The sequence below is a fragment of the Brevibacillus laterosporus genome, from assembly GCA_007833815.1.
GTDB lineage: Bacteria > Bacillota > Bacilli > Brevibacillales > Brevibacillaceae > Brevibacillus_B > Brevibacillus_B laterosporus_D.
The window spans coordinates 1,264,073-1,279,466 of the sequence record CP033464.1 but is presented as its reverse complement, the minus strand read 5'-3'; the positions used below and the strand labels follow the sequence as shown (position 1 = coordinate 1,279,466).

Genomic DNA, 15,394 nt, shown 5'->3' with positions numbered 1-15,394 from the left:
TTGAAAACGATTATTATTATCAATAATGTAAGGATTGTTGTCAAGCTCTCTTTTCTTTACCAAATGAGCTTCTCATCGAAATTTATTAGGCTTTAAAACAAAAAAACCGGAATCATGTTGCCCAATAATACGAGGACAAGTTTGATTCGGATTTGGTATTGAACATATTTTTTGTACTTATCTAAAACAGCTTATTTGTGCAGTTTCCATATAAAATCTAGCAACGTCTTTATTTGGGAATATTCAATATTCAATCATATTTCTGAATTTATATACGATTTCATTCGATTCATCGAAACATCACATTCTCAATTCAATAAAACTCACTGAGAAAAGAACCTCATCCTGTCGTAGTTGTTGAGGCGTAATTTCGGAAAAAAAGAGCCCCGATGATAATATCAACCATCGGGGCAATCGGTTCCAGACTTTTTTATCAGAGAACAAATTGAAAGGACTACATGTAGTTTGTAACTAAGATTCTTTATTCTATATAGCAATTCCAGTTCCAAGACCTTGGGCACCACACATCTATGCTTTACGCGTCACAAAATCCCGGATATGGATGTAACACGGAAGATACTAATTTTTTAGAAACAGGATGTTCTAATCGTTCAAGCTGTTCCATATCATCTAACCATTCAACAATCTCACCCTTATACATTACCCCTATACGGTCTGCGATGTAATTTATCGCCTGTAAATCATGGGAAATAAAGAGATACGAAAGCTGAAACTCCTCTTTTAATTCTGCCAAAAGATGTAATATTTGTACTTGTACAAGAGCGTCTAAAGCACTTACAGCCTCATCAAGTATGATTAACTTTGGTCTTAATGCAATAGCTCTAGCGATATTTATTCTCTGTAATTGCCCTCCACTGAACTGGTGAGGGTATTTATACATATCTTCCGAATATAACCCAACGGTCTCCAAAAGACCCTGTACTTTCTTTATCTCTTGGGTCGCCGTGAGCCTTTCGAAATTTCTTAACGGCTCAGCGATAATCTCTCCTATCGTTAGTCTTGGGTTTACAGCGCTATAACAATCCTGAAAGACAACTTGCAAATCTCGCCGTAACTCCTTTAATTCTTTTGCTTTTAAACGATACAGATTCTTCCCCTGAAACCATACTTCTCCCTGATCGGGTTTTTCAAGTCCCAGAATAATTTTACCAAGAGTACTCTTGCCTGACCCGCTTTCTCCAACAAGTCCTAAACATACCCCTTCTTCCAGAGTTAGAGAGACACTTTTAACAGCCTCAACCGTTTTACGCTTCCTCCAAACAGAGTTTCCAAGCAAGTATGTTTTCTTTATATCTTTCAACTCAAGCAGACTCACTCTTCATTCACCCAACTCTTTATCGTCATTTTACACATCGTACTAGATGATCTTTTTCATACTCCTTCAATTCAGGTTTGTTATTTGCACAAGTGTGATCTGCATCCTCGCATCGTTCTAAAAATGGACAAGTATTTTCTCTATTTAGTAGATTGGGAGGGGAAAAGCTGACACGTTTTACACTCTTTATCTTTCTTCTCGTTAATCCAAGTCTGGATTGTAACAAGGCTCGGGTATACGGATGCATCGGGCGATTGAATAACTTCAACACTGGTGCCTTCTCAACGATATACCCGCCATACATTACAGCCACTTCGTCAGCCAACTGAGCAATTACCCCTAGATCGTGTGAAACTAATAAAATACCTGTATCGTATTCTTTTCTTACCCTATCCAACTGTTTCAAAATCTGGAGTTGATTTGTCGCATCGAGTGCAGTCGTGGGCTCATCGGCAATAAGGATAGATGGATGTAAAGACATCGTGATCGCAATCATTACTCGCTGCAGCATCCCGCCGCTTAGCTGAAATGGATATTGTTTCAATAGATTCTCTGGATTAGGCAAATCCATTTTTTCCAAATACGCCACAGCCATTTTCCGCGCTTGTTGCTTCGTGATAGGCAGATGAGTTCTAATCGTTTCAATAAAATGCCGCCCAATTGTCCTTACAGGATTAAAGGCGGTCATAGGGTTTTGCATTATGAAAGCGATTTCGCTACCTCTCACTTTTCTCATGTCTTCTACTGAACAAGTTAAAATGTTTGTATTTCTAAACTTGATGCTCCCTTCTACCACCTTTGCCTTATCGGGGAAAAGATTTAACAAAGACATACACGTCATCGTTTTCCCTGATCCGCTCTCTCCGACGAGACCTAACACTTTCCCAGCCTCTATTTCAAAGCTTACATCATTGACAGTCTGAGTCACCCCATGCGGTGTTGCTACAACTATATTCAAATTGTTTACAGCTAAAATGGGGCGTTGTCCCATCTTCCATCTTCCATCCTCCCTTCTACTCTCTTCTTAGGTCTAAAGCATCCCTCAAGGCTTCTCCGAACAAGTTGAAAGAGATCACGAAGATTAAGATCATCATACCTGGGTACAGCATCAATGAAGGGTTATTTCTAAAAAACGGTTTACTGTCATTGATCATCATTCCCCACTCTGCCCCTGGCGGCTGTATGCCAAGACCTAGAAATGAGAGACCAGAAATGGCTAAAACAATTCCTCCGATGTCCATAAAGGCTAATACGACAACCTGAGATATAATGGTAGGTAAAATATGTTTTATGACAATGACTAGCTTTGGTGTCCCGCATACTTTGGCTGCTAAGACAAAGTGTTGCCCCTTTACACTAAGAACCATTCCTCGTATGACGCGAGCATAAAAAACCCATTGGACTAGTACCATCGCCAAAATCAGATTTCCAAGACCAGGCCCCAAGATTCCGATCAAAGCTAAGGACAAAAGCAAGCTTGGAAATGCCATGAGAATATCACAAATTCGCATGAAGAGATAGTCAACCCAACCACCTCTAAAGCCTGCATAAATACCGATCGGGATACTAATAATCATGGTCAATCCCATGACAAGGAAAGCTGTTCCCAACGAGGTCCGTGTCCCATAGATTAATCGAGACCATATACATCTCCCTAAATGATCAGTCCCCAACGGAAACTCGAAGGAAGGACCTAGCAGTTTATGAGTGATATCAACCAGATACGGATCATTAGGAGACCAAAAGGGGGCAAAAAGAGCTAATATTATCAGGAAGAAAATAATTATGCTGCTAATGATCATAAGCTTATGTGACAACAGCCTTCGCTTCACATTTTTCAACACTCTTATTGCCCTCCTTCCCATTGTATACGGGGGTCGAGGAAAGCATATGCAATATCCACGAGGAGATTGCATACTACAAAGATCACACCCATAAACAATAAACAACCCTGAATCATCGGATAATCTCGATGTAAAATAGAAGTAACAAATAAGGATCCCATACCCGGCCAAGCAAAGACGGTTTCAACAATCACGGCTCCGCTTAACATGTTTCCAAGACTCATACCAAGTCCAGTTAACACGGGTAATAAGGACTTTTTTAAGACATGCCTACTAACGATTAGTCTTTCGCGCAGCCCTCTCGCTCTAGCATACACTACAAATGGTTCATTCAAATTTTCTAGCGTACTAGTGCGAAGCAATCGCATATATGTACCTATATAAGGAAAAGCCAATGTCAAGGAGGGAAGCACTAGATGGACAAAAGTTCCTCTTCCCAATACGGGAAATAAATCTAACTTTACCGATAAAAAATAAATTAATAGAAATCCGAACCAAAAAGCAGGCATCGAAACACTAACAAAGGCAATTATTCTGCTAAACTGATCAACCAATTTTCCCTTGTAAAAAGCAGAAATCATTCCTATAGGTAAACTACTAACAATAATAAGGATGCATGAAGCAAATGCTAGTTGAACTGTTGGGAAGAAATGTAGCATGATTTCGTCCCATATAGATTTCTTCGACACATAAGATATCCCTAAATCCAATTGCACCACTTTTCCCAACCAATTTACATACTGGATATAAAGGGGTTTGTCCAGTCCCAGCTCTGCGCGAAGAAAAGCCACTGCCTCATCTGTTGGAGGAATATGTGACGCCCTTAAGTAAGCTACGGCCGGATCCCCAGGAGTTAGGTGGAGCAGAATAAAAGTGATAAGAGAAATTCCAAATAATATTGGCAGTAAACTTGTGAGACGTTTAACAATAAACCAACCCATTTAGTACTCCTTCAGTCATTTTTACATATCCCCACTTCACTTAACATCAATGGAAGTGAAAGGTACCTCGTAATCTTGAGGCAAGAAATTAACTCCGCTAATATTTTTATGATAAACCGCTACATTAGACTGATAAGATATTGGTAAGTAAGCAGCTTGTTCGTGCAATGTAGTTAAAATATCTTTATATAACATTTTTCTATTTGCTTCGTCTGTACTTACTAATACTTCCTTGATTTTTCCATCTAATTCTTTCTTTACTGGTAGCCCTAATAGAGCTTTGTAATCCGGACTTCCACCTTCCGAAGTTGTCGTTATTGCAGATAAATAGGAATGTGGATCAAACGGGACACCCCAGCTTGCCGTAAATAATAAATCAAAACTTCCTTGATTCGCCGTTGCCCAAAAATTCTCTTCTTCCTTACTAGTCAACTTAATATCTATCCCCAGTTTTCTAAAATCACCTTGAGCATATTCCGCGATCGCCTTTTGGATGTTGTCTGAACTAATAAACATCAATTCTAGTTGTAATGTTTTTCCATCCTTCTCTCGGAATGGTTTTCCGTTTACTTGTTTCCAACCTGCTTCATCCAATAACTGTTTCGCTTCTTCTGCATTGTATTCATACGGCTTTACATTAATCTTTGTGTAAGGAAGAGTAGGTGCAAACAAAGTGTCAGCCTTTTTTTCCGTCCCGTAAAAGATATGATCGATTACAGCCTGTTTATTAAAAGCATGTTGGATAGCTAACCGTAATTTGAGGTCTTTGAGCGCTTTGTTCGTATTAAAAAGCAGCGCCCTTGTAGCAGTAGGTTCTGATAATTTGGTTTCATATTTTCCTGATTCCTTTAGAAACTGGAATGAATCTTGGCTAATGACCCCGTTACCAAAAATAAGATCGATTTCCTTTTTCTCAAAAGCTAAGACTCTAGACTCACCGTCAGGAATGACTTTAACAACCACCTTGTCTACTTTCGGTTTCGTTCCCCAATACTTTTCGTTTCTTGTAAATACAGCCTCTTCATTTTTCTTATATTTGCTTAGTACCCACGGACCTGTGCCAATCGGAGACTTGAGTCCGTCACCAAATGTGTTTTGACTGTCAGGAAAAGCAGCTTCCCCTACGAATCTTAAAGGTCTGATGTAAGTGAGTTCTTGAAGAGTTGGGTAATATGGCTTGTGCAAAGTCAGTTTAAATGTAAATTCATCCACTGCCTCTGTGTTTTTAATTTGGTTTATTAATGCCATCCATTCATGTTGTGGGGCATTAGCTAAAACGGTATCAAAGTTTTTCTTGACGATTGAAGCATTAAATGGTGAACCATCTGAAAATGTAACATCTTCCCTCAGATGGAACACATATTCTTTTCCATCTTTCGATACATCCCAACTTTTGGCCAACCAGGGTTTAAGTTCTCCGCCTTCACCGTAGTAAACAAGAGATTCATATACCATAGCCTGCGAAAACCATTGATTCGGAAAATATGTATGAGGATTTAAGTCGCCAATATCTCCGGACCAGGAAAACGTAAGAACTTTTGATTTATCTTTATTTGATATATTTTCTTGATCTTTTGCTGTGGTGCTACAACCAGTGATAACGAATGTTAGAATCACTAGCAGTCCAACAAAAAAAGGGACTAATTTAGACCGTTTTATAAACATATTTTCTCACCTTTCCTATATAATTTTAACCATTCGAAAAATGTTGAAATACAAAAAAAAGGATTTCCAACCAGATTAAAAAGGTCAGAAATGCCTATAGTCTAAGAACAAATTGGTCTTATAGCAATCTAACACCTCCCTATCTCCCGTAGGTCTAACAGCATTTTTAGAACGGGCAGGTCTTCTGACTTAGGTTCATCGTCTCCATGCGTCTTCCCAGATACTATCCAGTGACTTTTTTGCATAGGACTCACCCTTACAGCGGCGGGACCATGCCGGATTTGCACCGGCTTCCCTTTTTACGTATTCGTTATTAAAACAAATACACCCATTCCAATACCATATGAAGTTTTTCCTTATGTAAATATTTACTTTATGTCGTTTTTTGAAATCAGGAAAAAAAGTTTACCTAGAACAAATTATATTCGTTATTGCAAGTTTACGCTATATCAAATTAAGGTCCTCCCTTTGGATCTGGTGCAAAAACATTCACTAGAAACATAGAAGGGATCTGTGTAGTAGTGGAACCAAATTACGTGATAAGCATTATGGTTCACACTTCCAAAGACGGACAATGGCCTCGCATTAAAGGGCCGCCTTCCTGCGCCCATATCCTTCATTTTTATGAACCAATTCAAAAATGGTTCCAAGCCTACGTATATCCCTCAAAAAGACGGGGAGTCTAAATGTTGGATTTCAAATAAAACCAACAAGGAGTCTTTACGTGATGAAAGCAAATTGGATAATCCCTTTATTCGTATTGATAATATGCTCCAGCTGTACTCAATATAAAAACAACTCACTACCGCCTAAGTCGGAAGGAATAAAAAACAGCACTATACAATCCTCCCGTACGCCAAATTTAATGGACGGTGGAGAAGGGATCATACGTAATCCCCATCCATTAACGCTAGCGGATTTACGTGAAAAATACAAAAGCACCTTTTTGCTTAGGGGATCAGCGTCGAAACGCGAAGTCGCCTTAACCTTCGACGACGCACCAGATGACTGTTTTACCCCTCAGATTCTCGATATTTTGAAACAAGAGGGCGTAAGAGCGACGTTTTTCGTGGTGGGAAATCGGGTCGAAGCCCACCCCGAAATCATGCAAAGAATGGTCAAGGAAGGCCATGTCCTGGGGAACCATTCATACAACCATCCGAATTTCCCCACATTAAGCGATGCAGATTTCCGGGATCAAGTCATCAAAACGGATGAATTGATTCGTTCCTTTACAGGATATAAGCCAACGTTCATCAGACCTCCGTATGGAAGTATAAGCGAAGACCAAATTCTATGGTTGGCAAGCGAGCACAAAAAAATAATAAACTGGGATGTCGATTCGTTGGATTGGAAGGGATTAAGTGCTGAGCAGGTCAAAACCAATATTCTAGCACAGGTACAACCGGGGTCTATTGTCCTGCAACACTCGGGTGGAGGGATCGGAGAAGATTTATCCGGCACGGTCCATGCACTACCCGAAATAATCAAGAAACTTAGAAATGACGGCGTTAAGCTAGTCACGATCCCCGAGTTATTGGATCTCCCGGCTGGGTAAATAACAATTCTTGACCCGAGTGATACTCCACACTTCGATTCATCTTGGTACTGAAAAACGTACCAATTATGTGTGGAGATTTTTTACTTTCATCAAGAAAATTGGATATCTATGTTACATTTTAGAAGAGATTGTGAAAAAATATACTTAAAGTAACGTGGCAGAATAGCGACATAAGCTCCCTGTACCTTTCCAAGCCAGGTCTGCTTGACAGTCAGCTGTTCGAAAAATTGAAGAGGAGTGTTCCTTGATGACAAATAGTAAAATGAATCCTAAGGTTGATGAATTTTTAAGTAAAGCTAAAAAGTGGAAGGAAGAGTATGAGAAATTGAGAAATATCGTTCTTGACTGTGAGCTGACCGAAGAATTTAAGTGGATGCATCCTTGTTACACGTTTGAGAAAAAAAACATAGTTTTAATACATGGTTTTAAAGAATATTGTGCGCTTCTGTTTCACAAAGGTGCCTTGTTAAAGGATGCCCATGGGATTCTAATCCAACAAACGGAGAATGTACAGGCGGCGCGCCAGATTCGGTTCACCAATGTTCAAGAAATAGTCGAGATGGAACCCATCTTGAAAGCCTATATTTATGAAGCCACTGAAGTTGAAAAAGCCGGTTTGGAAGTGAATTTTAAAAAGAATACAGAATTCATAATTCCTGAAGAACTTCAAAATAAATTCGATGAAATTCCTGCCTTGAAAACTGCTTTTGACGCATTGACGCCGGGACGGCAAAGAGCATACATTCTTTATTTTTCTCAACCCAAACAATCCAAAACTCGAGAGTCAAGGGTTGAAAAATGTATGCAGCAAATTCTCAATGGAAAGGGATTAAATGATTAGTAGATTCTCCTTGAACGGGTGCATTAGTTCAACAAGCTATGAGCGATTTTAGGACTTATTTTCGTTATTCCATTAAATGGCGCGATGCGATTGCGATATTTCCCGCAATAAAAATAAGCATTGGATACAATAACACTTTTTTCCTTTCAAACTTTGCAGTTAGCATACAGTACAAGTGCCTCAAATGCAGCCTGCTCTCCCCTACACGTTCTAACACCAAAATCGACAACGAGAAATTGAATCTCTCATGAATACGAGACCCGTATTTGATAATCCTAACTATAAGGGCAATGGAAAACTAAAGGATAGAGTATCGATCATTACCAGCAGAGACAGTAGGCAAGTGTTTGCTTGCTATTGCTGTCGCGTATTCCCGAAAACCATCTGGACTCCGCTCATCCCCACTTCTTTCCCTACGGAACAAGTGGCCAATTGGGGAGTAAGGCTCCCATGAAGTGGGTAGGACTGACTTATGAAACCGCACTCACTTATGTGTATTTGGCTTCAACGATTCCTGGCAATTCATTCATTTCTCCGGCAGTGTCATTATGAATGGATATATAAGAAGGAGCGAACAAAATGAAGAATAAAATGATGGATTTTATCAAATACAAAGGGGTTGTATGGAAAATCCCGCTAGCTTCAGCTCTGTCATGGGAACTTGCGGAATGGGCTGGGTCCAAGCACCCGTATCTTGCTCCTCTAACGGTCATTTTATCAATTCAATTATCTGTCGAAAAATCCATACAATTTGCATGGCAGCGTGTTTTGGGAACCATTGCCGGTGTCCTTTTTACTGCGTTGATAGCGCCTATTATCGGCATAAATGGTTGGAGTATAGGCCTCCTCCTGTTTGTTGGGGCTCTCTTCGTAACGTGGTTGAAATTGGATCATGCCATCTTGGTGCAAGTTGCTCTCAGCATTTTATTGGTCATGTACTTTCAAAGCAAAATGCCGAGCTATCCCCTGGATCGGATACGCGATACGATTATTGGAGCAGTCGTCGCCATAGTGATCCATATTATGTTATTCCCTCCCGACTCCGTTAACAAAGCCCGAAAAAAGATGGTCCTTTTCTCTGATCATCTATCCAATCATTTTACAAATACTGCGCTTTGGATTAAAGAAGGCTGTCCCTCCAATCAAGCTCATGCTTTGCAAACAAAATTGCAATCGTTATTTCAGGAGCTTCATCAGGCGACAACCGAGCTGGATAAAGCGGAGCAAGGCTTGCGTTACAATCCATTAGGCACAAAAAAACGCACTGCCTTGAAACAACTGACTCGGCAAATGCATCCGCTTCGGTCTGGATATGCCAATCTTGCCGACATGATACGAGTTTTTGTCAAATGGTCCGAAAGCGGCAATTTAGCAAAAGAGAATCAACGAATATGGACCGATCATTTAAACGAGTTAGCGAAGCTTGTTAAGCAATGGAAAAAAGGGTTGGATGAACCCGGAACTTTTAGCTCCATTTCCACGGAATCCGTTCTGCAAATAAAAGTCCCCGTCCATATGAGAAACGATCTATACCCGCTTGCGTTATATATGAATGCTGAACAAGTGATTCAAGATTTCCAAAGTTCCAATAAACCCCTGTAATCTTCAGCAGTATCCACATCCATGAATAGGTCCGGCATTGTGAAATCGATGTAAAATCCCGATGTTTCTTTGCGAATAAGCTGCCTCGCACCTTGGTCGTTCTGCAATCGCAGGAGGTCGGGAAACATTCGCTGAGCAAAAATAACCGGCGGTCTTGCCAAACCGACATACCTCGAGGCCACGAAACCAATGTTGGTGATAGCTTGATAATGAAATAGTAGCTCATTGATCATCACTTTTGTAATAAAAGGTTGATCCGCCAGTAAAATCATTACGGCTGCCGCGTCCATAGCTTGTGCAGCCCGTACACCGTACCGTAGGGAATGCGCTTGCCCCAAGTATGCTTCAGAGCAGTGATATACGGACCATTTCCGATGAATCGGCTCCTGGTAAAATGTGCTGTCTATCCAATCTACCGTAGCGTCATTCGATACTATCGCAACATAATCCAACTCGGAGCTTAGGGCCGCTGCCAACGCATAATTTCCCAAATTCATAGGCCCCAATGGAAGTCGAAGTTTATCCGAACCCATTCGGGTACTTTGTCCTGCCGCCAAATAAATGCCAACGATATTATTCCGCTTCATGGAGAATAATTCCCTGCCCTCTGTTTTTTCTACGTACAGTTATTAGTTCTGCTAGAATGCTCACAGCAATTTCCTCCGGCCCCTCTGCTCCTATGGCGAGTCCAACAGGAAAGTGAACTTTCATCGGAATCGGCAAGCCTGATAGCAAACGTTCCGTTCTGCTTTTCGATCCCAAAATTCCCAGATAACGAAGCTTCCGCGCAGAAAGAAGGCGAACCAACTGCTGATCCCTCTTAAAATTATGAGTCATTACAACTGCATAATCGTAGGGTGTAAAATGAATCACACGTATCGTTTCCTCTGGAAATCCCAAAATAAGTGATTTAGCATCCGGAAAATAACGTTGGTCGCATAAAGCAGGTCTCCAATCGGAGACGATCACGGAAAAGCCGGTGGCTGCCGCCAATGCGGCAAGCGGTCTCGCGTCAGGTCCCGCACCAAATATGATCAGGCGCGGTTGTGGATAATACATATGAACGAAAACACCAGATTGAATGGATGAGACAAATCTCATTCCACTCTTACAGTAAGGCTCTGACTTGGACGACATCAAATCTACGAGTGACTGCGGAAAGTCTCCTCTCCATTCCCCGAACAGGTGAAGATCTTTGGTTAAGAAACCATAATCGGTAACAGAGCCATCCGAATCAAATCTTTTAACGAGCATGACCTCGATTTGCTGATCCAAATAATGCTTCAATGTACATAAATGATCCACAAAAGTATCATGTACCGGCTCCATCGTTACATGAACTACACCTCCGCACCCTTGTTCTTCCCCCCAGGACAAAATTTCCGATGATTGCATATCGAACAAGAAGCTGCGAGAAACGCCTGTTTCCAAAATATTCGGTACGCAGGACGCAAGATGAGCCTCCAAACAGCCCGCGCTTAATACCCCAATTTGTGAACCACCTTCCAGAAACAGCATGGAGACTCCTTCTTTACGATATGCGCTCCCTTCCACTTGGGTAATCGTCGCAAGCACGCTTCTTAGGTCGGTACGTTGAACGGTTTCTAAAATACGATGTATTTCTTCCAACCTCTCCCCTCCTTAGGCTTTCAGAAAGGCAGCGGGCCCTATCATTATTTTTTCGGCGTAAAAACGTTCTTCACTGCATTGTGAATTTTTTCATAGGACATACATCTGCAAATGTTGGATTCTAGCCAAACTCTGATGGTTTCTTCATCTGCATGCGGGTGAGCATTCCGTAACCCTTCACAGTTCACAATAAAACCGGGAGTACAGTAACCGCATTGGAATGCCTGATTTTGAACAAAAGCATTTTGTACCGGTGAGTTCGTCAAACCCTCGATCGTAGTAATTTGCTTCCCATTAGCTTCCACGGTGAGCATAAGGCACGATTTCATGGATAGGCCCTCTACCAATATCGTACACGTGCCGCAGTCGCCGTTATCGCAACCGGATTTACTTCCCGTGAGTCCAAGGTTGTCTCGAAGTGTATATAAGAGTATATCTGCAGCTCTTACACGAATGGTTCGTTTCTCACCGTTCACTTCGAATTCAATTGGATATATAGCAGTATCGTGCGATGACATGCTTCACCCTCTTTCTAATGTATGTACTGCGTCAGCCATCGTTTGTTTAAGCACAAATTTCCGATAAGGTGCGGAGCCTTCCACATTATTTAGCAATGGAGCGGGTAATTTACCGATCGCCTGCTCAATTCTTGCTGCCAATGGGATCGAGGATTCGTTCAACGCCTGATCGATTTCAACGGATCGAAACGGGAAAGGACAAACGCCGCTGTACGCAGTATGAATCCGATTATTTACCTTGAGAGCAGCTAGCGTTACGAGAGGGTAGCCGACGTTGCCAATCTGCCTTTTTTTGTAATGAACGAAAGGCAATGATAAATAGCGTCGATCTGTTAAGGTCTGTACAAGAAAATCACCATGCCCTAAACTCAATTGTTGGGTGAAAACCTGGTGAATGGAAGTCTCTTTTAGCCCTCGAATTCCTGCTATAATCACTTTGCTGTTTGCCAATAAAAGCGGCAGTACGGCCTCCCGATAATAAATTTTGCCGCAAATGTTTCCTCCAAGCGTGATTTTATTCCGGGCTGTTTGATCGGCAACTTTCTGTGCCGTTTCACTAAGCAGTGGAAACAGGTTCGCTGCGGATAATGCCGATAACGTGACGCAAGCTCCGATAATCAGCTTATCGTTCTGCATTTCCATTACATTGCACTCCGGAATGGATTTCAAATCAATTACAGCACCCGGATGAATAGAATTTGTTCGAGCCCATGTGATGATTTCCGTACCTCCGGCGTAATACATCGGATTCTTCCCCAGTTTTTGCAGGAACCGAAACCATTCCACAGCTATCTGAATGGAAGATGGTTGGTAGTAGTCAAAGTCAAACGGAATCATGGATCGTCCTCCAAATCATCTCGGGTGTGAGAGGCAAATGATTAAACTCTACTCCAGCGGCGATAGTCAGACTATTCGCCAATGCTGCGGGCATGCCAATCAAGCCATGTTCCCCGATGCCGCGCAAACCGTAAGGCGCTTCCAAATGAGGCGTCTCTACGAAATCAACGAAGTACTGTGGCTGCTCTCCAAAACGAATCAATTTGTAGGTTCGAAATTGCGGATTTAATATGGCGCCTTTCACATTGAAAAAAAAAGCTTCGCGGCTAGCAAGACTTATACCCATGCTCATAGCGCCTGTGATTTGACTGCGTGCTAATTCTGGATTGATCACCTTGCCGGCATCGATAACCGTTGCTGCTTTAACAATTCTGTACGTGTATTCTTTCGTATTCAATTCTACTTCTACCGCCTGAGCGCCGACCGTCCATTCCGGGCCAGGATTTCCCTTTCCTGTTTCCGGGTCCAATAAAGTTAAATTCCGCATTGCATAGCTTCCACGACCGATGATTTGACCGCCGATTGTATTCCCATTTGGGAATTTATAGCCGTTAGCGATTTTCTCAATTGATATCCCTATATCGGGATGATCCTTAAAGAAAACCCTACCCTCTCCTACATCCAAGTCTTTCGGCAAGCATTGCAATACGATTGCAGCTATGTTTTTTAACTGGACGATGGCATCGTTGGCTGCATGTAGAATCGCATTGCCAACTAAAAAGGTGCTACGGCTCGCCACTGTTTTCCAATGATGGGGATCGACCTCGGTGTTAACTTCTGCAGAGATATGTATCATCCGCTCATTCATCCGCAAACGCTCTGCCAACAGCTGAGTCAGTGCCGTCCTCGTTCCTTGGCCGATTTCTACTGCACCGCAAAGCAGATTAATGCTTCCATCCTCATTAAACACAATAACAGCTCCCGCACCAGCATCGGTCGGCGTATTTGAATTTTTCCAGAAGCAACACACCCCTTTTGCCTTGATGAGGTGGCCGTTGGATGCCCACAGCGGTTGGTCGTCCCAATCGATCAATGTTTTTAATTTTGCAATGCACATGGACAAATCGCCCAAATTACTTCTATCCAGCAAGGTTTGCGTTGGAGATGTATCTCCGGGTCCTATCGCATTATAAAATCGAAATTCCAAAGGATCCATACTCACCCGATTCGCCAATAAATCCATCGCCCTTTCTATGGCGAATGTTAGTTCTGGATGGCCGAAGCCGCGAAATGAAGTGGAGTAAGGATGGTTCGTATACATACATAAAGAGTCGCAATGAACGTTGTCGATGCGATAAGGCCCCGTACAATCGACGGCTCCCGCCCGGCTCATGACCGCACCCCGATCCGAATACGCTCCGCCATCATACAAATGCAAAATTTTGGCGGCCATCAGTTTTCCATCACGGGTACAGCCTAGCTTGATTTTAGCATCCAATCCGATATGGACTGGAGAAGAGATCATGTCCACCTCCCGGGAGTTTACCAATTTTACAGCTCTTCCGCCAACCGCACGGGAAGCCAAATAAGCAAGAAATTCCGTCTGAATTGCGGCTTTTCCGCCAAAACTGCCTCCGACCAGGGGCGTATGAACGATCACTTTATGAAGCGGAATATGAAACGATTGGCTGATTGCTCTTCGGATGACATAAGGCGATTGTGAAGCGGAATGGATGATCACTTTGCCGTCGGGCATAATCCGTGCCATACTGCATCTCATTTCCATTGCAGCGTGATCCGACTGTGGTAAAGTGACCTCGACTTCTACGGTATGGTGGCATTTTCTCCAACCTTCCGCCATATTTCCCTTGCGGATTTTTGTTCGGTTCGCGATGTTGGTTCCAGGCTCAGGGTAAACCCCTTCGTGGCGCTTGTACTCGGCGAGACGCTCATGTACAAGCGGAGCATTTTTCTGAAAAGCTTCCCTTGGAGAAAGGACGGCCGGTAAAAGTTCATAATCCACTTTGATTCGGAGAGCCGCCATCTCTGCAATATATTCTTGATCCGCGACAACAAGGGCTACGGGCTCGCCAAAATATCTTACTTTGTCTATTGCGATTGGCGGACGGTCTGCCAGTGGCGATCCAGTCAGTATCGGATAATATTGTCCTGTTATGATCGTTTCTACACCTGATATTTTCATGGCTTCTGTCAAATCGATCGATTTTATGATAGCGTGAGCATGCGGACTGATAGCAATTTTGGCATGTAGTAGCCCTGGTGTCGAATGATCATTAATATATTTGGCTGTCCCTGTAACCTTTTCCCATGTCTCCTTTCTAGGAATACTTTTCCCAACCGATCGTCGGATGTAGACCCCCTCCTTTAATCGAATTCAGTTTGTAACGCTCAAGTTATTCATAGCCTATATATATACATGACTTGTTGTCCGTATGTTTAAATTCATGAATGAACTCCAGCACAAGGGCAGCATACATTTTATCGTGAAAAGAAGGGTTTGAAGATGAATTTTGGATGCTATACTGCAAATACCTGTTCAAGATCGTTTGTATCTTCCGATCGAACTCATTGTCGATGGCAACAAATGTTGAACAAAAAACCATTAACCAAATTTTAAAAATTAACTAAAACAACTCCGCTGTATGCCAAAATAAAAACC

At 42.1% G+C, this 15,394-nt stretch carries 13 protein-coding genes and 1 riboswitch; of the genes, 3 read left to right on the top strand and 10 right to left on the bottom strand.

The window, feature by feature from the left end; translation table 11 throughout:
• Window positions 1–535: 535 nt before the first annotated feature.
• Genes nikE through nikA form a run of 5 tightly spaced genes read right to left on the bottom strand, consistent with a single transcriptional unit; the run spans window position 536 to window position 5,786 of the window.
• A complete protein-coding gene (gene nikE, locus EEL30_07595) occupies window positions 536–1,336 on the bottom strand; it encodes a nickel import ATP-binding protein NikE (protein ID QDX92231.1) in 801 nt (266 codons plus the stop codon).
• Window positions 1,337–1,361: 25 nt separating this feature from the next.
• Window positions 1,362–2,327, bottom strand: a complete 966-nt coding sequence (locus tag EEL30_07590) for an ABC transporter ATP-binding protein (GenBank protein QDX92230.1) — start codon at window positions 2,325–2,327, stop codon at window positions 1,362–1,364.
• 22 nt (window positions 2,328–2,349) lie between these two features.
• Window positions 2,350–3,180 carry an ABC transporter permease subunit gene (locus EEL30_07585; GenBank protein ID QDX92229.1) on the bottom strand — a complete coding sequence of 277 codons (831 nt, stop codon included), beginning with the start codon at window positions 3,178–3,180 and terminating at the stop codon, window positions 2,350–2,352.
• A 2-nt stretch (window positions 3,181–3,182) separates the two neighbouring features.
• The gene (locus tag EEL30_07580) at window positions 3,183–4,121 is read right to left on the bottom strand and encodes an ABC transporter permease subunit (protein QDX92228.1); all 939 of its coding nucleotides are present in this window, start codon (window positions 4,119–4,121) and stop codon (window positions 3,183–3,185) included.
• 36 nt (window positions 4,122–4,157) lie between these two features.
• Window positions 4,158–5,786, bottom strand: coding sequence for a nickel ABC transporter, nickel/metallophore periplasmic binding protein (gene nikA, locus EEL30_07575; GenBank protein QDX92227.1), 1,629 nt, complete (start codon window positions 5,784–5,786; stop codon window positions 4,158–4,160).
• 156 nt (window positions 5,787–5,942) lie between these two features.
• Window positions 5,943–6,133: riboswitch (cobalamin riboswitch) on the bottom strand.
• 380 nt (window positions 6,134–6,513) lie between these two features.
• On the opposite strand from nikA, the gene EEL30_07570 reads away from it, so the two are divergent.
• The 3 genes from EEL30_07570 to EEL30_07560 all read left to right on the top strand — a co-directional run bounded on the left by EEL30_07570 (window position 6,514) and on the right by EEL30_07560 (window position 9,790).
• Window positions 6,514–7,344, top strand: coding sequence for a polysaccharide deacetylase family protein (locus EEL30_07570; GenBank protein QDX92226.1), 831 nt, complete (start codon window positions 6,514–6,516; stop codon window positions 7,342–7,344).
• A 250-nt stretch (window positions 7,345–7,594) separates the two neighbouring features.
• Window positions 7,595–8,188, top strand: a complete 594-nt coding sequence (locus EEL30_07565; GenBank protein QDX92225.1) for a hypothetical protein — start codon at window positions 7,595–7,597, stop codon at window positions 8,186–8,188.
• A gap of 579 nt (window positions 8,189–8,767) precedes the next feature.
• Window positions 8,768–9,790: an FUSC family protein gene (locus EEL30_07560; protein ID QDX92224.1), complete on the top strand. Its 1,023-nt coding sequence runs from the start codon at window positions 8,768–8,770 to the stop codon at window positions 9,788–9,790.
• Here the strand turns inward: EEL30_07560 and EEL30_07555 are convergent.
• Genes EEL30_07555 through EEL30_07535 form a run of 5 tightly spaced genes read right to left on the bottom strand, consistent with a single transcriptional unit; the run spans window position 9,757 to window position 15,085 of the window.
• Entirely contained in the window at window positions 9,757–10,377 is a 621-nt protein-coding gene (locus EEL30_07555) for a nucleotidyltransferase family protein (GenBank protein ID QDX92223.1), read from the bottom strand. The two genes, EEL30_07560 and EEL30_07555, sit on opposite strands and share 34 nt — an antisense overlap.
• Window positions 10,364–11,419 (bottom strand): XdhC/CoxI family protein, encoded by a 1,056-nt coding sequence (locus EEL30_07550; GenBank protein ID QDX92222.1) that lies wholly within the window; start codon window positions 11,417–11,419, stop codon window positions 10,364–10,366. Before EEL30_07550 ends, EEL30_07555 begins: the two co-directional genes overlap by 14 nt.
• Before the next feature lie 44 nt (window positions 11,420–11,463).
• Entirely contained in the window at window positions 11,464–11,937 is a 474-nt protein-coding gene (locus tag EEL30_07545; GenBank protein ID QDX92221.1) for a (2Fe-2S)-binding protein, read from the bottom strand.
• Window positions 11,938–11,940: 3 nt separating this feature from the next.
• Entirely contained in the window at window positions 11,941–12,774 is an 834-nt protein-coding gene (locus EEL30_07540; protein QDX92220.1) for a xanthine dehydrogenase, read from the bottom strand.
• Window positions 12,761–15,085 carry a xanthine dehydrogenase family protein molybdopterin-binding subunit gene (locus tag EEL30_07535; protein ID QDX92219.1) on the bottom strand — a complete coding sequence of 775 codons (2,325 nt, stop codon included), beginning with the start codon at window positions 15,083–15,085 and terminating at the stop codon, window positions 12,761–12,763. Before EEL30_07535 ends, EEL30_07540 begins: the two co-directional genes overlap by 14 nt.
• Window positions 15,086–15,394 lie beyond the last annotated feature (309 nt).

Coding starts and splice junctions, on each gene's coding strand:
- EEL30_07590 (QDX92230.1), bottom strand. CDS start 2,327: ATGGGACAACGCCCCATTTTAGCTGTAAACAATTTGAATATAGTTGTA.
- EEL30_07580 (QDX92228.1), bottom strand. CDS start 4,121: ATGGGTTGGTTTATTGTTAAACGTCTCACAAGTTTACTGCCAATATTA.
- nikA (QDX92227.1), bottom strand. CDS start 5,786: ATGTTTATAAAACGGTCTAAATTAGTCCCTTTTTTTGTTGGACTGCTA.
- EEL30_07570 (QDX92226.1), top strand. CDS start 6,514: ATGAAAGCAAATTGGATAATCCCTTTATTCGTATTGATAATATGCTCC.
- EEL30_07565 (QDX92225.1), top strand. CDS start 7,595: ATGACAAATAGTAAAATGAATCCTAAGGTTGATGAATTTTTAAGTAAA.
- EEL30_07560 (QDX92224.1), top strand. CDS start 8,768: ATGAAGAATAAAATGATGGATTTTATCAAATACAAAGGGGTTGTATGG.
- EEL30_07555 (QDX92223.1), bottom strand. CDS start 10,377: ATGAAGCGGAATAATATCGTTGGCATTTATTTGGCGGCAGGACAAAGT.
- EEL30_07545 (QDX92221.1), bottom strand. CDS start 11,937: ATGTCATCGCACGATACTGCTATATATCCAATTGAATTCGAAGTGAAC.
- EEL30_07540 (QDX92220.1), bottom strand. CDS start 12,774: ATGATTCCGTTTGACTTTGACTACTACCAACCATCTTCCATTCAGATA.